We start from the raw sequence: 20,641 nt of genomic DNA, 5'->3' as shown, positions 1-20,641 counted from the left end.
GCGGACCGCCACGGACGCACAGCTAAGGCGTGGGAGTACCGCATGCAGAACATCTCCCATGTTCTGGATCAGGCAGGCAAGCCATGGCTACCCGGGCTTCTTCCAGCTTCAAACGTAGGTGCGAATGTTGAGCCGAAACTTGCCAAGCTCCTTGGGCTTTCTGGTGAAGCGCTCACATCGGTCTCCGGTCCTACAAGGGGACTGTTGGAGCAGGAGACTAAAGCGGCGGAAGCATCTGGCAGTTTCTCCCCAACAGACGAGGTTGACGAGAGGCAGCGTGTGCTCGCGGCTATTGTTCGGCGCCGCGGACAGCCTGCGTTCCGTAAGGCACTACTGGAGGCGTACGACGGTTGCTGTGCCATGACGGGGTGCAATGTGGTCGATGCGCTTGAGGCGGCCCACATCCGTCCCTACTCCGGCCAATCGAGTAGCGTGGTCAGCAACGGCCTGCTGTTGCGCGCGGACGTTCACACCCTTTTTGACCTCTACCTTATCGCCGTAGACCCTGTGTCCTTGCGGGTGTCTCTGGCGCCTGCATTGCACCAGTCAAGCTATAGCGACCTTCTCGGCAAGGAACTGGCTACCCCAGTTTCAGCGATGCTTTCGGCCAGCCCTGATTCGCTAGCCTGGCACCGGTCGCAGTGTACCTGGGTGTAGAGCCCCTCTGAGTGGTTGTCTCAGCTTCTGAGACAGCAGAGGGAGATCCTTCGCGTCCGGATTTCACTTGCCTCACTTGACGTATAGATCAATAATTGAGGCGTATCGAATACGGAAGCCGAGCGTGACGACCCTCCAAGAACTAGGCTGTCAGGTAGCTGCTAGGCGTAAGCAGCTTGGCTTGAAGCAGATCGACGTAGCGAAGACCAGCGGCGTAACTGCTGAACTGCTTTCACGATTCGAAAGGGGTCGCCTTTCTGAGCTCGGCAGCAGAAAGCTGATTGCAGTGTTGTCGGCTTTGGGTATGGAAATCTCACTCAGCACGACGCCATCCTTCATTTCGGAAGAAGGATGATCGCGTCCAAATCTATGTGGACCATTGGTCCAATCAAGCAAAATTCACTGGAGTACTGGAATGAGATCGGTTGAGCTTTTCGCAGGAGCCGGCGGTTTGGCCATGGGATGCGAAATTGCCGGTTTCGAGCACTTGGCCGTGGTCGAATGGGACAAGTGGGCGTGCGACACGGTCCGCGAGAATCAACGGCGCGACTACCCCTTGTTCGTGGATGGACCCTGCACGAAGGTGATGTCCGCTCGTTCGACTGGTCTTCCATCCCGCAAGACATTGAGCTCCTGGCTGGTGGCCCACCCTGCCAGCCGTTCTCTATTGGCGGTAAGCACAAGGCGCATGAAGACGGACGGGATATGTTCCCGGCGACTGTCGAGATCATCAGGCAACTGCGACCGAAGGCCTTCATTGTTGAGAATGTGAAGGGGCTGACTCGCGCCAAGTTCGCGAACTACTTCCATTACATTCAACTGCAGTTGGAGTTCCCAGATGTTCCTCCTCGCAAGGATGAGGACTGGTCAGATCACCTCGCGCGCCTTCAGATCGAGAAGACATCGGGCAAGCGGAAGGGCAAGGGACACACTTACAATGTCATCCCTACGCTGGTAAATGCCGCGAACTTCGGCGTACCGCAGAAGCGTGAGCGTGTGTTCTTGGTGGGCTTCAGAGACGATCTTGGCGTGGAATGGTCGTTCCCGCATGAGACCCATAGCTACGATGCTCTTCTGCATGATCAATGGGTGACCGGGGTCTACTGGAAGCGTCACGGCATACGTCAGCCCAAGATGCCCGCAAAACTGGCGGCTCGGGTCGCTAAATTGCAGCAGTTCCGTACGATGCTGCCGACGCAGGCATGGCGAACTGTTCGAGATGCACTGCAGGGGCTTCCAGACCCGGAAGGTCGCGAAGCAAAGAAGTTTGCGAACCACGTCTATCAGGCCGGTGCACGCTCTTACCCGGGTCACACTGGCAGTCCACTCGATTTGCCGGCAAAGACGCTTAAGGCCGGCGGTCATGGCGTGCCAGGCGGAGAGAACATGTTGGTGAAGGATGACGGCTCGGTTCGCTACTTCACCATTAGAGAGAGCGCTCGAATCCAGACGTTCCCCGATGGATTCCAGTTCCATGGCAGCTGGTCGGAAACCATGCGGCAGCTTGGGAATGCAGTCCCCGTACTGCTGGGGCAGCGCGTCGCGGCAAGTGTTGCGGAGCAGCTCGCGATTGCGGGACTATCGCAAATCGCCAAGAATGAAGCAAACACCAAAAGAAAGCGCGCATGACGGCCAAAGTAATTCCGTTCAATCCACTGGATAAGAAGAACCTTGGCGCGAGCGTTGCCGAGGCATTGCTGACCAAGGAAGTGCACCCCCTCGGCGAGCTATCGCCGTTCGATGGCGCGGGCATTTATGCCATCTACTACACGGGCGACTTCGAGGCTTACGAACAGATTACTCGGCTCAACAACGACGGCAAGTTCATGTTGCCCATCTATGTGGGGAAGGCCGTCCCAGCCGGCGCTCGCATGGGTGCAGGCTCCGACGTTCCGCCTGGCAAGGTGCTCTTTAAGAGACTTAAGGAGCACGCGGACAGCATCAAGGCCGCGACGAACCTGAGTATCGAGGACTTCTTCTGCCGATTCCTCGTTGTCGATGACATCTGGATTCCACTCGGCGAGTCCCTAATCATCTCGCGATTCACACCTGTGTGGAATTCACTGATTGATGGATTTGGAAACCATAATCCTGGCAAGGGACGGCATGCTGGGATGCGCCCTCGCTGGGATGTCCTGCATCCAGGGCGCGAATGGGCACAGCGCCTAGCAGAGCGACCCGAGTCTCCGTCCAGAGTCGCTGAGGACGCCACTACCTATCTTCGCATTTTGCCGTCGTGCCTTTCGGATAAGTTCATTGAAGCGGAAGGCGAGTAGGAGCGGCGCCGTGCCAATAAATTGACATGTCGCAATTGACTTGGCATCGGAGTTAACCTGTAGTCTCCGATGCTACGTCCAATTGCATGCAATACTTCCGAGACCTCGAGTTCGACCTGCCAGCAGCTCTTTTAAGGGAGTTGGTTGAGCTATTCGCACGAATGAGCGCAGCACCGCTCAGCCAAGAGTACGTAACGTCCCTTGCCGACGGACAGGGTGTGTATCAGCTCTATCATCGAGGAAAGCTCGTCTATGTTGGGAAGACAGACAACGAAGCCGGACTGCGCAAGCGGCTTCTTAGGCACTGCGAGAAGATTAGTTCTCGATTGAACCTAAATCCAAGAGACGTTTCTTTTAAGGCCGTACGGATCTATGTTTTCACCGCAATGGACTTAGAGGGAGCCTTAATTAGGCACTATCGGACTGAGCAAGGGGCGCTCGCCTGGAATAATAGTGGATTCGGCTCAAATGACCCCGGAAGAAAGCGCGACCACTCTAAACTCAAGAATGATCACTTCGATTATTTCCACCCAATCAATCTGGATTGGAGGGTATCCGTCGGCTCGCAAAACTATATGACAGCGGCCGCCATATTGGCGGAACTTAAGGAAAAGTTGCCGTACACAATCAGATTTGAGACGACATCCCCGGGCTCGAAGCGGCCGCATGCGGACCTCTCCAGTGCCGGCGTCGAACTTCATCACGGATCGCAGACCGTTAGATCCATACTGAAATGCATCTCCCGCGCACTCGGGCCTGATTGGCAGATAACGGCCCTTCCCGGGTACGTAATTATCTATAAAGAGAACGAGCACTACGACCACGGGTTGGTGATTTAGAAAGATCTATCCTCAACAGGATAATTCTATTCGGTCACCTCCGCACTTTCACCGCAACAACATCGCAAGCGCCCCTTCATCAATCAACTTCTTTTTCTCCCCGATGATGATTCAGAGATAACATTCATAGAATCTCTAAGCCATGACACCAGCACCGCAGACAGGTGTGCAGCTCTAATTATTTCTGGCATTTTTACTGAAACCTGAGGGATGCTCACCCTGTTGCCAGCTACGGCAGAGCTCATTATCGCCGAAATCTCACTCAATGTGACCTGGCTCCCGTCATAGGGATACCACGCCCCGTACGAGAACCTATAGTTCACCGAGTTTCTAATCTCTGAAAGCCACGCACCATTGATCGAGGAACCAAAAGAAAGCGCAGCAGACAACTGATCGGCCTCCTCCAAAGCGGCATCCTTCTCGAATTTCACAGCACCACTCTTCTTTATCGATGTACGCAAATCAGCCAAAAATCGAGAGAAGCCAATCCAAAATTGAATATGGACACCACCACTTCCCTTTAGAATATCCATAGAAATTGGCGCAGATGAAGATGCTCCCGGTCGGACATAGTAAATCCCGTTCCCCAGTCTCCTTGAATCCACCTCCCCACCGCACCCCATTAAACGAGCGAACTCATTGATTGAGGCGCACTCAACTGCAGACATGTTCGTGCAAGCATACCCTGCAAGCCGCATTATGGAATTTGCCGCAAAATACGCGGCATAGTACAGAGAAATACTCCTCCAGGCACACTGCTTATCCCCAAGCTTCTTCTTGTCATTCGAGAAGGATGCGACACTCTCAAATGCAGCGATAGCTAAAGACACCGCGTCATAGAGTGAAGATTGCGCGTACTCGTCAAAAATGCTTGGAATAAACTTGATTCTGTTCTTTTTCAAGTCTTCCGCAAACACCCAGTCACAACGCAAGATCCATTCGCGCGTCCCCACAGATGTTGTGAAATTCTTTCTTGTCAGTCCCGACAACCACATTTCTCTTGCCATTCTAGGCAGGGATTTCATATTTTGAGACCGGTCTTGAGACGCTTCTTCATATCAGATGACAGATCCAAAATCGTACTTTTGGGACTAGTGAAGGTCTGAGAAGCCAGATCAAAGACTTGAGACAAGACACTCGAGAAATTGTCAGCCGAGTACTTTGATTTGTATTTATCCTGCACTCTCTGAACAACATCAGGAAAGATAACCATGAACGCTCGAAATGTTGTTTTCTTTGCGATCGCGGATTCGACTCCCTTTGCGCGCAGGCCAGAAACCACCGCCTGAAGATACGAGTTGAATGTCTCATATATGAATGAGATATCCTTCTCTCTAAACATTTCAAGATGCTGGCGCAGACCGGCATTGAACGTCACTCGATCGATTTTCTGAACCGCTCTCTTGGTAGAGCTCGTCCAGCCGAAAAGTGCGCTACTGGGACTGGAATGGAATAGATCAAATATTTGACTGAGGGTCGCCTCCAGGTCGCTTTCCTTTCTGGCAAGACCCTTGATTGCAAGAAGAAGCTCTTTCGGTACAGGGCGCTGCTTCGTATTTATATCAATAAACAACTGCGCCTCTTGCTCCGTCGTCAAGTCATCGTAAACAACAACGGGAACTCTCAGAGTTGTTTTTGCCTTTGAAAAGCCAAACACACGATGCTGGCCATCCAGAATAAGAAACGCATGGGGCCCGAACTTGAACGCAGCAGTCTTCGAGCGATCGACGCTGCGGAACTCTGAGATAGCTTGAGCGGAAAGAACCACTGAGCTAGGAATCGTCCCTCCCTCGTCAATGTAGTCAGCAATTTCTTGCGCTCGCTTGTCGTTCAACACACGCTGAAATCCGTGGACAGGATCTTCGTCCTTAGATGTCGCGTAGCAGCATGCAGCCAGAACGTTCGAAGGCATTGTCAATGTGTAGAAGCGATGCGCGCCTTGGCGAACAAGGCTAATTGCATAGCGAACTTCGTCCCCGAGCTCTGGAACCTCTTCATCTGCAGACAGACGGTGGGACACTTTACGAGCATTCATTGCCTTTGCACTCCTATTTTGGTTTGACTCTCGTTTGGAACAACGACAGATTGATATGTGAAAGAGGCGGCACAAGGCCGCCTCTTTCCTTTCATACAGACAGTACCTGCTCTGAAATCAAACCCCAACAGGATTAGCCTTCTCCGGATCAATCTTGTACTGCTTGATCGCCCGGGCCACATCCTTCGCGGTCATCTTCCCTTCCTTCGCCAGCGCCGCAATCGCGGCATGCGCGATGTAGTACCGATCCACTTCAAAGAACCGACGCAGGTTCGCACGCGTATCCGAACGGCCGAAACCATCCGCACCCAACACGGTGTACGACATCGGCACGAACGCACGAATCTGGTCCGCATACGCACGCACGTAGTCGGTGGCGGCAATCGCCGGGCCCTGGCGGCCTTCCAGCAGCTCGGTCACGTAGGCCTTGCGCTGCTCACCTTCCGGATGCAGGCGGTTGGCACGTTCCACGTCGAAACCATCGCGACGCAGTTCGTTGAAGCTCGGGCAGCTCCAGATATCGGCGGTCACGCCGAAGTCCTTGTCCAGCAGCTCGGCCGCGGCAATGGCTTCGCGCAGGATGGTGCCCGAACCCAGCAGCTGCACGCGCAGCTCGCCCTTCTTCGGCTTGCCGGCGTCGGTCAGCAGGTACATGCCCTTGACGATGCCTTCGGCCGCGCCTTCCGGCATTTCCGGGTGGGTGTAGTTCTCGTTCATCAGGGTGACGTAGTAATACTCGTCCACCTGGTCTTCCATCATGCGCTTGGTGCCGTGCTGCAGCACCACGGTCACTTCGAAGCCGAAGGTCGGGTCGTAGCTGCGCACGTTCGGAATGCCACCGGCCACCAGATGGCTGAAGCCATCTTCGTGCTGCAGGCCTTCACCGTTCAGCGTGGTGCGGCCGGCGGTGCCACCCAGCAGGAAGCCGCGGGTACGCATATCCGCCGCCTGCCAGGCGATGTCGCCCACGCGCTGGAAGCCGAACATCGAATAGTAGATGTAGAACGGCAGCATCGGCACGTTGCTGACCGAGTAGCTGGTACCGGCCGCCATCCACGAGCTGATCGCACCCGGCTCGCTGATGCCCTGCTGCAGCACCTGGCCGCTCTGGTCTTCGCGGTAGAACATCAGCTGGTCCGCGTCGACCGGCTTGTACTTCTGGCCGAACGGCGCGTAGATGCCGATCTGGCGGAACAGGCCTTCCATACCGAAGGTACGGGCTTCGTCGGCCACGATCGGCACGATGTGCGGGCCCAGTTCCTTGTCACGCAGGGTGATGTTCAGGCTCTGCACGAACGCCATGGTGGTGGAGTAGCTGCGCTCGCCGCTGCTCTTCAGCAGGCGGTCGTAGGCTTCCAGCTTCGGCGCCACGAAGGTCTTGTCGGCCTTGCGGCGGCGCTGCGGCAGGTAGCCGCCCAGCGCGGCACGGCGTTCCTGCAGGTACTGCACTTCCGGCGAATCCGGGCCCGGGTGGTAGAACGGCACCTGGCCGTCGGCCAGCTGCGCGTCGGTCACCGGAATGTTGAAGCGGTCGCGGAAGTGGCGCACCGCATCGTCGTCCAGCTTCTTGGTCTGGTGGGTCGGGTTCAGCGCTTCACCGGCGCTGCCCATGCCGTAACCCTTCACGGTCTTGGCCAGGATGACGGTCGGCATGCCCTTGGTGTTCACGGCCTGGTGGTAGGCGGCGTACACCTTGTGCGGGTCGTGGCCACCACGGTTCAGGCGCCAGATGTCGTCGTCGCTGAGGCCGGCAACCATCGCAGCGGTTTCCGGGTACTTGCCGAAGAAATGCTCGCGGGTATACGCACCGCCGAAGGCCTTGCAGTTCTGGTATTCGCCGTCGACGGTTTCCATCATCAGCTTCTTCAGCACGCCGTCGCTGTCCTTGGCCAGCAGGGCATCCCAGTAACCGCCCCACAGCAGCTTGATCACGTTCCAGCCGCCGCCACGGAACACGCCTTCCAGTTCCTGGATGATCTTGCCGTTGCCGCGCACCGGGCCATCGAGGCGCTGCAGGTTGCAGTTCACCACGAAGATCAGGTTGTCCAGGCCTTCACGGCCGGCCAGCGCGATGGCACCCAGGGTTTCCGGCTCGTCGCTCTCGCCGTCGCCGATGAAGCACCACACCTTGCGGTCGGACTTCTCGATCAGGCCACGGTTTTCCAGGTAGCGCATGAACTGCGCCTGGTAGATGGCGGCCAGCGGGCCCAGGCCCATCGACACGGTCGGGGTCTGCCAGTAATCGGGCATCAGCCACGGGTGCGGGTACGAGGACAGGCCACCGCCGTCCACTTCCATGCGGAACTTGTCCAGCTGCTCTTCGCTGATGCGGCCTTCCAGGAAGGAACGCGCGTAGATGCCCGGGGCGCTGTGGCCCTGGATGAACAGCAGGTCGCCCGGGTGGCTTTCGCTCGGTGCGCGCCAGAAGTGGTTGAAGCCCACGTCGTACAGGGTTGCGCCGGAGGCGAACGAGGCGATGTGGCCGCCCAGGTCACCCGGCTTGCGGTTGGCGCGCACCACGGTGGCCATCGCGTTCCAGCGGATGATCGAACGGATGCGCCATTCCAGCTCGGCATTGCCCGGGCTCTTGGCCTCGAGCTGCGGCTCGATGGTGTTGACGTACTCGGTGGTGGGAGAGAACGGCAGGTAGGCGCCCGAACGACGGGTCAGCTCCACCATGCCTTCCAGCAGCTGATGCGCGCGCTCGGAGCCCTCGACATCAATAACGGCCTTCAACGACTCGATCCACTCCTGGGTTTCCACAGGATTCGGGTCGTTGTTCAGCACCTCGTTCAACCAGTTCATTAGCGCTCCCATAACCGCACGCACGCGCGCGACTGTTGTATAGATTTCTAGACCGCAAAGTGTAGCGCACCAAGGGCTTTCGTCACTTGGCTACGCTGGCGTATGGACGCAAGCGGCCAGTGTCCGCAAGGGGCTTGCAAGCGCCCTTGATGGCCCTGCGACGGGCCTTGGCGGCTGCGTGGGCTGTCGCTTACGGGCCGCTGCGCCCATGTGCAGGACGCAGTGTTACCGCTGCCGATGACGGTTGTGGGGCACGGCCGACCACGGTGCGGGGCGGTGCGCGGGGCGGGCGCTGAACCGCCGCCAACATGTCGCGCCTGCCTCTGGATCGGCCCCCAGCACGGCATCACGGTGGAGGCGAGTGGGGCCCTTCGCGGCCTGGCTCCCTTCCACAGCAGTGCCCGGGGCGCCTCGCAAGGGGCGCCCCTTTTGCCGTCCGCGTGGCCGGCCGTGGCCCAAATCAGCCCTGCTTGTGGCCGGATCGAGTGTTGTCGCTTTCAACATATCGATATATCGTTTGCACACTCGTTTACCGATATATCGAAATGAGCCGTTCCCCTTCTCCCCGAGCCCGTTCCACCGATTCGGCGGTGCCGCGCCGCAACGGCCAGCCGCGGGTGCTCAGCCGTGGTGACCTGCGCCTGCTGGTGCTGGCCCTGATCGGCGAGCAGCCACGCCACGGCTACGAGCTGATGCAGCTGATCAGCAACCAGTTCATGCAGGCCTACACGCCCAGCGCCGGCACCATGTACCCGCTGCTGGCCAGCTTCGAGCAGGCCGGCTGGATCGAGGCCGAGGAAGTGGACGGCAAGCGGATCTTCCGCATCACCGCCGCCGGCGAGTTCGAGCTGAAGGTGCAGCGCACCCAGGTACGGCTGGCGCAGCGACGCGCCTTCGACCGCGCCCGCGAGATCACCAAGGCCTCGCTGCCGCCGCCGTTGGCCAGCGCCCTGCGCGAGTTCAAGCGGGCGCTGGTGCACCACCACGGCCGCTGGGCCGAGGGTGAGGCGGACGAAGTGGCCGCACTGCTGACCCGGGCCTCGGCCCTGCTCAACGGGACTGCCGGTAACGAGCAACCACCGCTTTCAACGACCCAGCCAGACTGATTCCAGCCAGGTCCTCCCCCATGCCGCGCGCCCCCGCGCGACACCTTTACAGGTATCCCCATGACCGAACACAACAACACGCGCCTGCGCCTGGATGTGCGCTTCCGTGAACTGACCGTGCTGCGCACTGAAGAAGTCACCCCGCACATGCGCCGCATCGTGCTGGGCGGCGACGACCTGGCCGGTTTCGATTCGCCCGGCGCCGACGACCACATCAAGCTGTTCTTCCCCAATGCCGCCGGCGAGATGGTGCTGCCGGTGCTGACCGCCGAAGGCCGCAGCTACCCGGAGGGCAAGGAGCCCTCGCCCGCCCGCGACTACACCCCGCGCTGGTGGGACCACGAGACCGGCGAGCTGGCCATCGACTTCGTGCTGCACGACCAGGGCATTGCCGGGCCGTGGGCCGAGCGCGCGCAGCCCGGCGACGCGCTGGTGATCGGCGGCCCGCGCGGCTCGTTCGTGGTGTCCGACAGCTACGACGCCTATGTGCTGATTGGCGATGAGACCGCGCTGCCGGCCATCGCCCGCTGGCTGGACGTGCTGCCCGACGGCGCCGAGGTGCAGGCCTACATCGAAGTGAGCGATGAAGCCGAACGCCAGGACCTGCCGCAGTACGAGAACGTGCGCATCCACTGGCTGGAGCGCAACGGCTTCCCGGCCGCCAGCAGCACGCTGCTGGAGGACATGCTGACCGACTTCGAGGCGCCGGACGGCGATGCCTTCTACTGGATCGCCACCGAATCGCGCCGCGCGCGGATGATGCGCAAGTTCATCGAAGGCCACCTGGGCGTGCCACGCGACTGGATCCGTTCCACCGGCTACTGGAAGGCCCACCCCGACGAAACCGACGGCGATTGACCGCATGCACCTGGGCAGGTGCGGACCGTTGGCCCGCACGCCCTTGACGCACCTTCCTCGGTGGGTGCGGACCGTTGGTCCGCACGCTCTACGGCAGGTAGTGCCGGCCGCTGGCCGGCAACCTCATGAACCTTCGGCAGGAACCTGCAGCTGCCGGCCAGCGGCCGGCACTACCACGTCGGTCGCCGCCTTCCGCGTCCATCCGAACCGGTGCGCGGCCCAGATCTCCAGCGCCACCAGCAGCAGGATCAACAGCCACGGCAGCAGCAGCCCGAAGTACACGCCGGGCATCATGCCGTTGATCTGCGCCTTCACCAGGCGCAGCACGCCTCGGGTGTGCAGCAGCTCGTCCACGTGCATGGTCAGCGCCTCGCGCACCACCTTCGGCTCCACGCCCAGTGCGCCCGCTTTGTCCACCAGCGTGTCTTCCACCAGGCCACGCAGCACGCCTTCGCGCACCTTGCCGATCACCCAGCCCGTGGCACGTGCCAGTACGCCGTCACCCAGGCGGTCCAGCGCCGGCAGCGGGTGCTCGCTGAGGTAGGCCGAGGCCACCGCATCGGCCACATCGCCCACCGTGCCCTGGCTGCGTAGCGCCTCGCGCATGCGCGGGTCGTCCAGCGAATCGGTGAAGCCGTGGCTCCATTCGGCCACCAGGGTCTGCAGGTGCGGCTGGAAATGGTCCAGCTGCTTGAACAGCGCGCGGTGCGCACCGGCGGTGAAGCCCAGCTGCAGACCGAAGAAGGCGGTGGCCAGCGGCAGCAGCACCATGTAGCTGGCCAGCAGCCAGTGATGCCAGCGCTTGCGCCGCTGCAGCCAGCCGCGGCGGCGCAGGCCATACCACACGGCCAGGCCGGCGATGAGCCCCAGCAACGTGCCCAGCACGCTGCCCAAGGCCAGATCGAGCACGCTCAACCCGGCCCAGAATTCGTTCAACCAGTACTGCGCGTCCTGCATGGGTCGTTCTTCCGTGAATGAAACAGCGGCTCATTGTAGAGCCGAGCCCACGCTCGGCTGCTCTCCCAGCCACCATTGATCCATCCCCCGCGCTACGCGGGATGAGCCGAGCATCGGCTCGGCGCTACAGAGGCGGCGCCCCGCCCCCCATCCAACGAAGGCCGAAAGTACCCCGGATCAACGCAGGGGCCGGCAAGCAATGCGACAATCGCGCTCCTTTCCTGCAGCAACGAGGCCCACATGGCCAAACTGACCCTGGCCAGCGTGGACGCGCTGCGTACCCGTTTCGCCGATGATGCCGCCTGCGACACAGCGCTGGCCGCGTTCACCGACACCGCCGCGCTGCGCGCGCCGCTGCGCGACCTGGTGGAGGCGCAGCACCGCTACCTGCAGGCCGAGTTCGAAGTGGCGCAGGTGGCCGACGTGCTGCGTCGCGACCAGAAGTACGCGCCGGTGGGCCGCCCGTCGGTGCACATCGTGCAGCTGCGCAAGCAGCAGGCCGCGACCAAGCAGGCGGCGTTGATCGCCCGCCAGGTGGTGGCGCAGGCAGCGCAGACCTTCGTGCGCGTGAGCGGGCTGACGGTGAAGGCCAAGCAGAGCCCGAGCGAAGCGTGCGTGGCGTGGATGGGCGCGCTGCGCTGAGGGATCGTGCGGACCAACGGTCCGCACCCACCAGATGCAGGTCCGCACCTACCGGGTAGTGCCGGCCGCTGGCCGGCAACCCCATCAGCATCGGGCACCTCGCATGCAGCCGGCCAGCGGCCGGCTCTACCAGAACCCAAAGAAGGCCCGCTTTTCAGCGGGCCTTCTGCCTTCTCACGACGAGTGAGCGGGGTGCATCAAGCCGCCGGCTTTTCGCCAGTGGCTTCGGTGGTGATGCGGATCTTCACTTCATCGCTGACGTTCGGAGCATAGGCGCCGACGCCGAAATCGCTGCGCTTCAGCGTGGTGGTGGCATCGAAGCCGGCGGCCGGAACCTTGGCCATCGGGTGCTCGCCGCCGCCGTTGACGGTGACGTCCAGGGTGACCGGCTTGGTGATGCCCTTGATGGTCAGGTCGCCGGTGACGGTCAGCTTGTTGGTGCCCGCCGCTTCCACCTTGGTGCTCTTGAAGGTGGCATCAGCAAACTTGGCGGCGTCGAAGAAGTCGGCGCTCTTCAGGTGCTCGTCGAACTTGGCGGTGAAGCTGTTCAGGCCGCTCAGCGGCAGCTTCACTTCCACGGTGGACTTGGTCACGTCTTCGGCGTTGTACACCAGGGTGCCTTCCACGTTGCCGAAGTGCGCGCTGGGGTTGGAGAAGCCGAAGTGGCTCCACTGGGCCAGCACGTCGGTGTGGCTCGGGTCCAGCTTGTAGGTGCCCGAGGCGATCTTGATCGCTTCGGCGGCCGGGGCGGCAGCGGCAGCATCGGCGGCCGCAGCAGCCGGGGCAGCGGCCTGTTCGGTGGTGGCCGGGGCAGCAGCGTCAGCGGCCGGGGCAGCGGTGTCGGCCGGCTTGGAGCAGGCGGCGATGGCCAGGGTCAGGGCCAGCGGCAGCAGCAGTTTACGGGTGGCGCTCATCTGAGGAACTCTCCGGATCGTAGGGTGGGTACACGGTGCAGCAAGAGCCCGCCGAGCAACGGCGGGCCCGAAACCGATACAGCGACTTACGCGATGCGCGCCGCTTCGTCGAACGACAGGCGCGGCAGACGCGGGAACAGGCCCGCCGAGTCACCGTAACCCAGGTTGACCAGGAAATTCGACTTGATGGCGGTGCCGGCGAAGAACGCCTCGTCCACCTTGGCATTGTCGAAGCCGGACATCGGGCCGGCATCCAGGCCCAGCGCGCGCGCGGCCAGGATCAGGTAGGCGCCCTGCAGGCTGCCGTTGCGGATGGCGGCTTCGTGGCGGCCTTCACGCGGGCCCTCGAACCAGGCCTTGGCATCGGTGTGCGGGAACAGGTACGGCAGCTTCTCGTGGAAATCCAGGTCGAAACCGATGATGACGGTGACCGGGGCGGCCATGGTCTTGTCGTGGTTGCCTTCGGACAGGGCCGGGGCCAGCTTGGCCTTGGCCTCGGCCGACTTCACGAAGACGAAGCGGGCCGGGGTGGTGTTGGCTGCGGTCGGGCCCCACTTCACCAGCTCGTACAGTTCCTGCAGCAGGCTGTCGGACACCGGCTTGTCGAGGAAGGCGTTCTGGGTGCGGGCGGTACGGAACAGCTGGTCCAGGGCGGCAGCGTCAAGCGCGTGGGACATCGGTGGATCTCCAGGGCGGCTAAGGGAAGTCAGTGCCCGCGGGCGGCGCGGGGCGAATCGACGAGCCGCAGTGTAGAGTGTCGCGACTGTTGCAACACCCAGCAGGGCTGAAACGAATTAATGCCAATGGTGAAACGATCGAGCGCGCCCTGGACGGTCACCGACGGCCGCGCGGGCAATGTCCGCCAGGCGGTCGCGCTGGCCTCGGCGCTGCGCCAGGGCACCCATCGGCCGCTGCTCCTGCAGCCGCGTGCACCGTGGCGCTGGCTGTCACCACGGCGCCTGCCCGGTGAAGTGAACGGCTATGGCGAGGCATTGGCGACACTGGCTGCCGACCCGCCGGCATTGGCAATCGGCTGTGGCCGCCAGGCCGCCGGTGCCCTGCGCGTGCTGCGTGCACGCGGCAGCCAGGTGGTGCAGATTCTTGACCCGCGCCTGGGCGCGCGCCACTGGGATGTGGTGGTGGTGCCCGAGCACGACCGCCTGCGCGGCAGCAACGTGCTGACCCTGCTCGGCAGCCTCAACCCGGTGGACGATGACTGGCTGGCCTGGGGCCGCGCCGCGTTCGCCGGCTTCAGCACCCTGCCCGGCCCGCGCACCGCGCTGCTGGTGGGCGGCCCGACGCCGCTGGCACCGTGGGACGAGACCGCGATGGTCGGTGTGTTCCGCGCCCTGGCCGAGCAGATCCGCAGCGAAGGCGGCAGCCTGCTGGCCACCACCTCGCGACGCACCCCGCCGGCGCTGGCCGAGATCCTGCGCGCGACCTTCGCCGACCTGCCGCACGTGATCTGGGGCGATGGCGGCGACGGGGTGAATCCGTATGGCGGCCTGCTCGGCTGGGCCAACCGCGTGGTGGTATCGCCCGATTCGGTGAACCTGCTCTCTGAAGCCTGCGCCACGCGCATGCCGGTGATGGTGGCGCTGGCCGACACCGTGCAAGGGCGGCTGGCGCGCTTCCAGCAGCAGTTGCGCGAGCGCGGGCGCTTGCAGCCGAAGTGGCTGGATTGGCAGTACGAGCGCATCGAACCTTTGCGCGAGACCACGCGGATTGCCGCGGAGGTAAAGCAGCGCCTGGCACTACGGTAGTGCCGGCCGCTGGCCGGCACCACCTGTTCGCCCAGCGATTTTTGAACATCTCGATCGGGCCGCACGGTTAGAGTCCAACTTCCCCCATCGGACCGGATGTCCCCATGCGTACCCTGCTTCTGCTGCCGCTGGCCCTGCTCGCCGCGTGCTCCACCGCGCCCACCGAGCTGGACCCGATTTCCTACCAGTGCCAGCAGCAGCTGGATGCGTACCGCGAGCAGCCGGCGCTGCGCAATCCGCGCGACGAGCGCCCGCCACTGCCGGTGGCACCGATCAGCGAGGCCTGCGACCGCGAGCTCAAGCGCAAGGGTGTGGACCGCCCGCTGCGCTGACCGGCGTATGATCAGCGCGCGGCCCTGACCGCCGTTGAAGGTACCGACATGGATCGTTTCTATCGCCTGCCCCGCGCCGCGCTGCTGTTCGCCAGCCTGCTGGCAACCACACCCGCCTGGGCCAACAGCACCGAGTGCCGCGAGCGCTACCCCAGCGTGGCGTCGCAGGCGGCGATGCTGGACGTTGCCTGGACCACCGCCGAACGCCTGGACGCGCTGCCCGAGGTGGACGTGGTGGTGGCCGCGCGCGGTGGCCAGGACCTGAGCCGTTACGGCCTGCGCCACAGCCATCTGGCCTTCCTGCTGCGCGAAGACGACGGCCGCTGGCGCGCGATGCACCTGCTCAACCGCTGCAAGACCGACAGCTCGCAGCTGTACCACGAAGGCCTGGGCAACTTCGTCGGTGAAAGCGCGGGGCATACCGATGTGCGCATCGGCATTCCTTCGCCGGCGTTGCGTGCGGCACTGAAGGCGATGCTGGCCGCGCCGTCGATCCAGCCCAAGGCGCTGCACGAAACCAGGTACAACGTGGTGGCCTACCCGTTCGCCACCGATTACCAGAACTCCAACCAGTGGGTGCTGGAAGTGCTGGCCGCAGCGATGGCACAGGCCGACGGCGCGCCGGCCATCGTCAAGCGCGAACAGGCCCAGCAGTGGCTGCGCCAGCACAAGTACCAGCCCAGCGTGCTGCATATCGGCCTGGGCAAGCGCGTGGGTGCGCGCCTGTTCGTGGCCAACGCCACCACCACCGACCACCCCGCCGGTGAACGCATCTCCGGCAACTACTCGGTGGTGACGGTGGAATCGGTGTTCGACTTCCTGCACCAACGCAGCCAGCTGCAGCAGGAACTGGTGATCGCCCATGTGCCGGTGGCCGGTGCTGCCGCCGCCGCGCCCTGAATCCCTCTTTTCCCTCGCTCCCTGGAGGTCTGCATGTTCCGTTGCCTGCGTGTTCCCGCGTCCGCCCTGCTGCTGTCCGCACTGCTGGTGCCCACCGTCCATGCCGGCGCTGCGCCGCAGTTGAACAGCAGCCAGGCCAGCGTGATCGTCACTTCGTTCGTGGTGCTGTCGTTGCCGCTGGCGGCCTCGATGGGCCTGTCCGAGCTGTCCAAGGCGCCGTTCGAGGCCAGCGAGCGCCACGGCAAGGCCACCCGCACCAAGGCGGTGCCGCTGCCGCCGATGGAGGTGAAAAAGGTGGAGACCACGCCGCAGGGCGAGCGCAAGGTGCAGTTGCAGGTGCCCGACAAGGCCGACCAGACTGCCACCCTGCACTGGCCGGTTACGCCGAAGGACCAGGACCCGACGGCGGCCTTCGTGGTTGGCCAGCAGGTGCGCTTCGAGCCGACCCCGGCCGGCGCCGGCTGGAACGTGAAGGGTGCCCAGGGCCAGACGCTTGCCTACGTGCCCACCGCCTACGCCGCCGGCGATGTGATGAGCGAAGCGCTGTAAAGCTGAACGGCCGGTTTTGGCTTTGCCGCGGGCCGGGCGGATAATGGGCGATTCCCCTTGTCCCCCTGGCTCGCCATGTCCGTGCGTCCTGCCCCTGTCTTTGCCCCGCTGACCCCGCGCGCCCTGGTGCTGGCGGTACTGGCGATGGGCGCGGTGGTGCTGCTGTCGAACGTGCTGGTGCAGTACCCGATCAACGACTGGCTGACCTGGGGTGCCTTCAGCTATCCGGTGGCGTTTTTGGTCAGCAACCTGATCAACCGCCGCTTCGGCCCGGGCCCGGCACGCCGCGTGGCGTGGATCGGTTTCCTGGTGGCGGTGGTGTTGTCGGTGTGGGTGGCCACGCCACGTATTGCCATTGCCTCGTGCTCTGCGTTCATCGTGGCGCAGCTGCTGGACATCACCGTGTTCGACCGCCTGCGCCGTGGCAGCTGGTGGCGCGCGCCGATGGTGGCCACCACCTGCAGCGCGACGGTGGACACCACGATCTTCTGGTCGATCGCGTTTGCCGGTTCGACGCTGCCGTGGGTGAGCTGGGCCGCCGGCGACCTGGCGGTGAAGCTGGCGATCGGCGTGTGCCTGCTGGCCCCGTTCCGCGCGCTGCTGTGGAAGATGGCGCCGCTGCGCGCCGCCGGCTGACCGCAGTTTCCCTGGTAGGTGCCAACCTTGGTTGGCACGCTGTTGCCGGGGTCATGAACACTGATGGGCCTGTGCCAACCAAGGTTGGCACCTACCAAGAGCGGGTCATCGGCACGGCCATTGATTCGGTGGGAGAAATGATTCGGTGGGTGCCGACCGTTGGTCGGCACGCTGTTGCCAGGGTCATGAACCCTGATGGCCTGTACCAACCAAGGTTGGCATTCACCAGAAGCAGGCCATTGCGCAGCCATCGCTGCCAGTCAGGCGAACGGCAACTTCGCTTCAACGCACGCCGAAGTGATCGCCGCGCAGGCCTCTTCAATGGCCGGGGTGGTCGCTGCCAAACGCGGCCGCCGATCCAGCGTGCAGGCCAATCCGACCTCCAGCAGCGCGGCGTGTGCGCTGTGCAGCGCCAATGCGGTGTCAGCGGGCAGGAAGCCGGCAACGGCCAATGCATCGATCAATGATGGCGTATCACGCGGCTGCAGCAGCGCCGCATGCTGCGCACTGCGCGCCAGCACGCCGGTCTGCAGCAGGAATTCCAGGTCCACCACGCCACCGGCGCCCTGCTTCAGGTCCAGCCGCGCGGCATCACTGCGGTCCAGCTCGGTGCGCATGCGGCCGCGCATCTTCAACACATCGGCAAACAACGTCGCCTGATCGCGTTCGCGACCCAACGTCTGCGCGCGCACCTGTTCGAAGTCGGCCAGCAGGCTGGCATCACCGGCCACACCACGCGCACGCACCAGCGCCTGGTGTTCCCAGGTCCAGGCGCGTTCGCGCTGATACTCGGTGTAGCTGGCCAGCGAAGACACCAGCGAACCCTTGCCGCCATCCGGGCGCAGACGCACGTCGATGTCGTACAGGCGCCCGGCAGCGGTGACCGCGCCGAGCAGGGCCATCACCTTCTGCGCCAGGCGCGCATACCAGCGCCCTGGCTCCAGCGGCCGTGCGCCATCGCTGGCGTCCACGCCGGCCGGATTGTCGTGCAGGAACACCAGGTCCAGATCGGAGCCGAAGCCCAGTTCAAGACCACCCAGGCTGCCATAGCCGATGATCACGAAACGCCCGCCGGGAATCTCGCCGTGCGCGGCGCGCATGTCCGCTTCGGCCATCGCCAACACCGTGATCACCACAGCCTGTGCCAGCTCGGCCAGTTGCCGGGTGCTGTCCACCGCGCCCTGACGGCCGTCCAGCGTGGCCATCGCCATGCGGAAGCTGAGCGCCAGCCGCGTCTCGTTGAGCCAGCGCAGCGCGGATTCGGGATCTTCCACCGTGAGCACCTGCCGGCACTCGGCCAGCATGCCGTCCGCATCCGGCATCGGCCCGGACACGCGCACGTCCAGCAGTTCATCCAGCAGCAGCGGATACGCCGCCAGCCGTTCGGCCAGCAGTGCGCTGCGCGCCAGCACGTCCACCAGCCGGGCCAACGCGCTCGGCTGTTCGTCCAGCAACGCCAGATAACTGGTCCGGCGCAGCACCGCCTGCAGCAGGCCGAGCACGCGCTTGAGCGCTGCGTCCGGTTGCGGCGAGCGCGTGGCCGCATGCAGCAATGCCGGCAGCACGCGGTCCAGGCGTGCACGCGCGGCATCAGACAATGACTTCACGCCGGTGCCCTGGGCGAAATCGCGCAGCGATTGATCGGCGCCGTTGGCATCGAGGAAACCGGCTTCGGCCAGCAGCGGTGCATCGCTGCCGTCGGGCAGGCTGCGCCAGTAGTTGGCCAGCGCGTCGGGCGCGGCCTGGCCCTTGCGCGGTGCCAGCAGCGCGGCGAATTCGGTACTGACCCGCTGCTGCTGCACGGCCAGCGCCGCGCGCAGCACGTTCCAGTCCGGGTAGCCGAGGCCGATGGCGATGCGTTCGCGGTCCAGCGCATCGCTGGGCAGCACGTGGGTCTGCGCGTCGCGCAGCATCTGCAGGCGGTTTTCCAGCCGGCGCAGGAACAGATAGGCCTCGCGCAGCGCGCTGCCATCTTCCGGCGCGATCTGTCCGGCGGTCACCAGTGCCTCCAGCGCCACCAGCAGGCGGCGCTCACGCAGCGCCGGCTCGCGGCCGCCGCGGATCAGCTGCAGCGCCTGGCACAGGAACTCGATCTCGCGGATGCCACCGGCACCGCGCTTGATGTCTTCATGCAGTTCGCGGCGCGCGACCTCGGCGGTGATCGCCGCCTTCATCTCGCGCAGGCCATCGAGCGCGGTGAAATCGAGATAACGCCGGTACACGAACGGGCGCAGGGTCTGCAGCCACGCTTCACCGGCAGCGATATCGCCGGCCACTGCACGCGCCTTCAACCAGGCATAGCGTTCCCAGTCGCGGCCCTCGCGCTGGAAATACTGGTCCATCGCCGCGAATGACAGCGCAACGCGGCCAGCGCTGCCGAACGGGCGCAGGCGCAGGTCGACGCGGTGGCTGAAGCCATCGACCGTGGTTTCGTCCAGCAGCTTGGCCAGGCGCTGGCCGAGGCGGGCGAAGTACTCTTCGGCGGCCAGCGCGCGCGGGCCGTCGGATTCGCCGCCCTGCGGATACGCATAAACCAGATCGATATCGGAACTGAAGTTGAGCTCGCCACCGCCGAGCTTGCCCAGGCCGAACACCACCAGCTGCTGCGGGGCGCCTTCGCCATCGCGAACCACGCCGTGGCGCTGGGCGAACTCCTGCTGCAGGGCGTCCAGCGCCAGCCGCAGGCAATCCTCGGCCAGGGTGGTGGCGCCGGCCAGGGTCTGCGCCACGTCGTCCAGACCGGCCAGGTCGCGCCAGATCAGCCGCGTGGACATGGCGGTGCGCCAGCGCCGCAGCTGCGCCGGCCAGTCGCTGGGCTGCACCGGGTCGAGCACCGGCGCGGGAATCGGCGGACAACCAGGGGCGACCAGCTGCGCCAGCAATGCCGGTTGCCGCACCAGGGTGTCCAACGCGAAGTCGCTGGCCACCGCCAGCCGGGTCAGCAGCGGCTGCAGCTCGGCCGGGACGGGCTCGGGCAGCGCCTGGGTCAATCGCGACAGCGCGCGGTCGACGACGGGCTGCAGGGAGGCGGGCAGTTCAGCGGGGGCGAGGGTCATGGGCTGATTGTATCGACCGGCCGGGGTCGGATCCCTTTGCCATGGGCGAAGGGCTCTGACCCCAAGGGCCTGTAGCGTCGAGCTTGCTCGACTGGCTTTCACCCATGCCGCCCAACGGCAGTCGAGCAAGCTCGACTCTACCGGGAGCGTGGATGGGGTCAGAGCCTTTGCCTGCGGCAAAAGGGATCCGACCCCGCTATTGCGTATTCATACTGGGCGGCCGGGCATAAAAAAGCCCGCTTGCAGCGAACTGCCAGCGGGCTCTGCTCCCTCCCCACGTCGGGATGCAGGGCCATCGTGCGGGCTGCGAAAGCAC

General features: G+C 63.6%; 20 protein-coding genes and 1 pseudogene. 14 read left to right on the top strand and 7 right to left on the bottom strand.

Features of this window, described 5'->3' with window-relative positions; all coding sequences use genetic code 11:
• Positions 1–42: 42 nt before the first annotated feature.
• The 6 genes and pseudogenes from N4G47_RS00520 to N4G47_RS00495 all read left to right on the top strand — a co-directional run bounded on the left by N4G47_RS00520 (position 43) and on the right by N4G47_RS00495 (position 3,772).
• A complete protein-coding gene (locus N4G47_RS00520; RefSeq protein ID WP_475284543.1) occupies positions 43–657 on the top strand; it encodes an HNH endonuclease in 615 nt (204 codons plus the stop codon).
• Between the two features lie 124 nt (positions 658–781).
• Entirely contained in the window at positions 782–1,012 is a 231-nt protein-coding gene (locus N4G47_RS00515) for a helix-turn-helix domain-containing protein (protein ID WP_227838124.1), read from the top strand.
• Between the two features lie 60 nt (positions 1,013–1,072).
• Positions 1,073–1,189: pseudogene (locus N4G47_RS00510) on the top strand (DNA cytosine methyltransferase); the annotation flags it as partial.
• Positions 1,159–2,286, top strand: a complete 1,128-nt coding sequence (locus N4G47_RS00505; protein WP_475284541.1) for a DNA cytosine methyltransferase — start codon at positions 1,159–1,161, stop codon at positions 2,284–2,286. The pseudogene N4G47_RS00510 and the gene N4G47_RS00505, both read left to right, overlap by 31 nt.
• Positions 2,283–2,933 carry an Eco29kI family restriction endonuclease gene (locus N4G47_RS00500; protein ID WP_475284539.1) on the top strand — a complete coding sequence of 217 codons (651 nt, stop codon included), beginning with the start codon at positions 2,283–2,285 and terminating at the stop codon, positions 2,931–2,933. The genes N4G47_RS00505 and N4G47_RS00500 overlap by 4 nt, the downstream gene beginning before the upstream one ends.
• 86 nt (positions 2,934–3,019) lie before the next feature.
• A complete protein-coding gene (locus N4G47_RS00495; RefSeq protein WP_475284537.1) occupies positions 3,020–3,772 on the top strand; it encodes an Eco29kI family restriction endonuclease in 753 nt (250 codons plus the stop codon).
• An 83-nt stretch (positions 3,773–3,855) separates the two neighbouring features.
• Here N4G47_RS00495 and N4G47_RS00490 read toward each other — a convergent pair whose 3' ends face one another.
• From N4G47_RS00490 to aceE, 3 genes are all read right to left on the bottom strand, one after another.
• Entirely contained in the window at positions 3,856–4,797 is a 942-nt protein-coding gene (locus tag N4G47_RS00490) for a hypothetical protein (protein WP_475284535.1), read from the bottom strand.
• Positions 4,794–5,807: a DGQHR domain-containing protein gene (locus N4G47_RS00485; protein WP_475284533.1), complete on the bottom strand. Its 1,014-nt coding sequence runs from the start codon at positions 5,805–5,807 to the stop codon at positions 4,794–4,796. Before N4G47_RS00485 ends, N4G47_RS00490 begins: the two co-directional genes overlap by 4 nt.
• Positions 5,808–5,924: 117 nt before the next feature.
• Positions 5,925–8,612, bottom strand: a complete 2,688-nt coding sequence (gene aceE / locus N4G47_RS00480; protein WP_475284531.1) for a pyruvate dehydrogenase (acetyl-transferring), homodimeric type — start codon at positions 8,610–8,612, stop codon at positions 5,925–5,927.
• A 545-nt stretch (positions 8,613–9,157) separates the two neighbouring features.
• On the opposite strand from aceE, the gene N4G47_RS00475 reads away from it, so the two are divergent.
• Together N4G47_RS00475 and N4G47_RS00470 are read left to right on the top strand one after the other, a co-directional pair.
• Positions 9,158–9,718 (top strand): PadR family transcriptional regulator, encoded by a 561-nt coding sequence (locus tag N4G47_RS00475; protein WP_475284529.1) that lies wholly within the window; start codon positions 9,158–9,160, stop codon positions 9,716–9,718.
• A gap of 60 nt (positions 9,719–9,778) precedes the next feature.
• Positions 9,779–10,576 (top strand): siderophore-interacting protein, encoded by a 798-nt coding sequence (locus N4G47_RS00470; RefSeq protein ID WP_475284527.1) that lies wholly within the window; start codon positions 9,779–9,781, stop codon positions 10,574–10,576.
• A 123-nt stretch (positions 10,577–10,699) separates the two neighbouring features.
• Here the strand turns inward: N4G47_RS00470 and N4G47_RS00465 are convergent, their stop codons facing one another.
• Positions 10,700–11,533, bottom strand: coding sequence for a hypothetical protein (locus N4G47_RS00465; RefSeq protein ID WP_475284525.1), 834 nt, complete (start codon positions 11,531–11,533; stop codon positions 10,700–10,702).
• Positions 11,534–11,773: 240 nt separating this feature from the next.
• Between N4G47_RS00465 and N4G47_RS00460 the strand changes: the two genes are divergently transcribed.
• Positions 11,774–12,175, top strand: coding sequence for a hypothetical protein (locus tag N4G47_RS00460; RefSeq protein WP_249842107.1), 402 nt, complete (start codon positions 11,774–11,776; stop codon positions 12,173–12,175).
• A 197-nt stretch (positions 12,176–12,372) separates the two neighbouring features.
• Here N4G47_RS00460 and N4G47_RS00455 read toward each other — a convergent pair whose 3' ends face one another.
• A complete protein-coding gene (locus N4G47_RS00455; RefSeq protein ID WP_080393036.1) occupies positions 12,373–13,089 on the bottom strand; it encodes a YceI family protein in 717 nt (238 codons plus the stop codon).
• A gap of 86 nt (positions 13,090–13,175) precedes the next feature.
• Positions 13,176–13,766 (bottom strand): malonic semialdehyde reductase, encoded by a 591-nt coding sequence (locus tag N4G47_RS00450; RefSeq protein ID WP_107232144.1) that lies wholly within the window; start codon positions 13,764–13,766, stop codon positions 13,176–13,178.
• Positions 13,767–13,892: 126 nt separating this feature from the next.
• Between N4G47_RS00450 and N4G47_RS00445 the strand changes: the two genes are divergently transcribed.
• The 5 genes from N4G47_RS00445 (at position 13,893) to N4G47_RS00425 (ending at position 17,269) form a co-directional block, all read left to right on the top strand.
• On the top strand, positions 13,893–14,852 hold the full coding sequence (locus tag N4G47_RS00445) for a mitochondrial fission ELM1 family protein (protein ID WP_475284522.1): 960 nt from the start codon (positions 13,893–13,895) through the stop codon (positions 14,850–14,852).
• A 104-nt stretch (positions 14,853–14,956) separates the two neighbouring features.
• Positions 14,957–15,184: a hypothetical protein gene (locus tag N4G47_RS00440; RefSeq protein WP_107232142.1), complete on the top strand. Its 228-nt coding sequence runs from the start codon at positions 14,957–14,959 to the stop codon at positions 15,182–15,184.
• 48 nt (positions 15,185–15,232) lie between these two features.
• Complete coding sequence (locus N4G47_RS00435; RefSeq protein WP_475284519.1) at positions 15,233–16,084, top strand: DUF2145 domain-containing protein; 852 nt, start codon at positions 15,233–15,235, stop codon at positions 16,082–16,084.
• 33 nt (positions 16,085–16,117) lie between these two features.
• Complete coding sequence (locus N4G47_RS00430; RefSeq protein ID WP_249842111.1) at positions 16,118–16,633, top strand: hypothetical protein; 516 nt, start codon at positions 16,118–16,120, stop codon at positions 16,631–16,633.
• Positions 16,634–16,708: 75 nt separating this feature from the next.
• Positions 16,709–17,269 carry a queuosine precursor transporter gene (locus tag N4G47_RS00425; RefSeq protein WP_475284517.1) on the top strand — a complete coding sequence of 187 codons (561 nt, stop codon included), beginning with the start codon at positions 16,709–16,711 and terminating at the stop codon, positions 17,267–17,269.
• A gap of 260 nt (positions 17,270–17,529) precedes the next feature.
• On the opposite strand, the gene glnE is transcribed toward N4G47_RS00425, so the two are convergent.
• Positions 17,530–20,325, bottom strand: coding sequence for a bifunctional [glutamate--ammonia ligase]-adenylyl-L-tyrosine phosphorylase/[glutamate--ammonia-ligase] adenylyltransferase (gene glnE, locus N4G47_RS00420; RefSeq protein ID WP_475284515.1), 2,796 nt, complete (start codon positions 20,323–20,325; stop codon positions 17,530–17,532).
• Positions 20,326–20,641: the final 316 nt, after the last annotated feature.

Source organism: Stenotrophomonas sp. GSD10 (genome assembly GCF_056172695.1).
This window is presented reverse-complemented; position numbering and strand designations above follow the sequence as displayed.

Excerpts from the sequence above, each read along its gene's own strand:
- N4G47_RS00520 (WP_475284543.1), top strand. The coding sequence starts at position 43 with ATGCAGAACATCTCCCATGTTCTGGATCAGGCAGGCAAGCCATGGCTA.
- N4G47_RS00505 (WP_475284541.1), top strand. The coding sequence starts at position 1,159 with ATGGGACAAGTGGGCGTGCGACACGGTCCGCGAGAATCAACGGCGCGA.
- N4G47_RS00500 (WP_475284539.1), top strand. The coding sequence starts at position 2,283 with ATGACGGCCAAAGTAATTCCGTTCAATCCACTGGATAAGAAGAACCTT.
- N4G47_RS00495 (WP_475284537.1), top strand. The coding sequence starts at position 3,020 with ATGCAATACTTCCGAGACCTCGAGTTCGACCTGCCAGCAGCTCTTTTA.
- N4G47_RS00490 (WP_475284535.1), bottom strand. The coding sequence starts at position 4,797 with ATGAAATCCCTGCCTAGAATGGCAAGAGAAATGTGGTTGTCGGGACTG.
- N4G47_RS00485 (WP_475284533.1), bottom strand. The coding sequence starts at position 5,807 with ATGAATGCTCGTAAAGTGTCCCACCGTCTGTCTGCAGATGAAGAGGTT.
- aceE (WP_475284531.1), bottom strand. The coding sequence starts at position 8,612 with ATGAACTGGTTGAACGAGGTGCTGAACAACGACCCGAATCCTGTGGAA.
- N4G47_RS00475 (WP_475284529.1), top strand. The coding sequence starts at position 9,158 with ATGAGCCGTTCCCCTTCTCCCCGAGCCCGTTCCACCGATTCGGCGGTG.
- N4G47_RS00470 (WP_475284527.1), top strand. The coding sequence starts at position 9,779 with ATGACCGAACACAACAACACGCGCCTGCGCCTGGATGTGCGCTTCCGT.
- N4G47_RS00465 (WP_475284525.1), bottom strand. The coding sequence starts at position 11,533 with ATGCAGGACGCGCAGTACTGGTTGAACGAATTCTGGGCCGGGTTGAGC.
- N4G47_RS00460 (WP_249842107.1), top strand. The coding sequence starts at position 11,774 with ATGGCCAAACTGACCCTGGCCAGCGTGGACGCGCTGCGTACCCGTTTC.
- N4G47_RS00455 (WP_080393036.1), bottom strand. The coding sequence starts at position 13,089 with ATGAGCGCCACCCGTAAACTGCTGCTGCCGCTGGCCCTGACCCTGGCC.
- N4G47_RS00450 (WP_107232144.1), bottom strand. The coding sequence starts at position 13,766 with ATGTCCCACGCGCTTGACGCTGCCGCCCTGGACCAGCTGTTCCGTACC.
- N4G47_RS00445 (WP_475284522.1), top strand. The coding sequence starts at position 13,893 with ATGGTGAAACGATCGAGCGCGCCCTGGACGGTCACCGACGGCCGCGCG.
- N4G47_RS00440 (WP_107232142.1), top strand. The coding sequence starts at position 14,957 with ATGCGTACCCTGCTTCTGCTGCCGCTGGCCCTGCTCGCCGCGTGCTCC.
- N4G47_RS00435 (WP_475284519.1), top strand. The coding sequence starts at position 15,233 with ATGGATCGTTTCTATCGCCTGCCCCGCGCCGCGCTGCTGTTCGCCAGC.
- N4G47_RS00430 (WP_249842111.1), top strand. The coding sequence starts at position 16,118 with ATGTTCCGTTGCCTGCGTGTTCCCGCGTCCGCCCTGCTGCTGTCCGCA.
- N4G47_RS00425 (WP_475284517.1), top strand. The coding sequence starts at position 16,709 with ATGTCCGTGCGTCCTGCCCCTGTCTTTGCCCCGCTGACCCCGCGCGCC.
- glnE (WP_475284515.1), bottom strand. The coding sequence starts at position 20,325 with ATGACCCTCGCCCCCGCTGAACTGCCCGCCTCCCTGCAGCCCGTCGTC.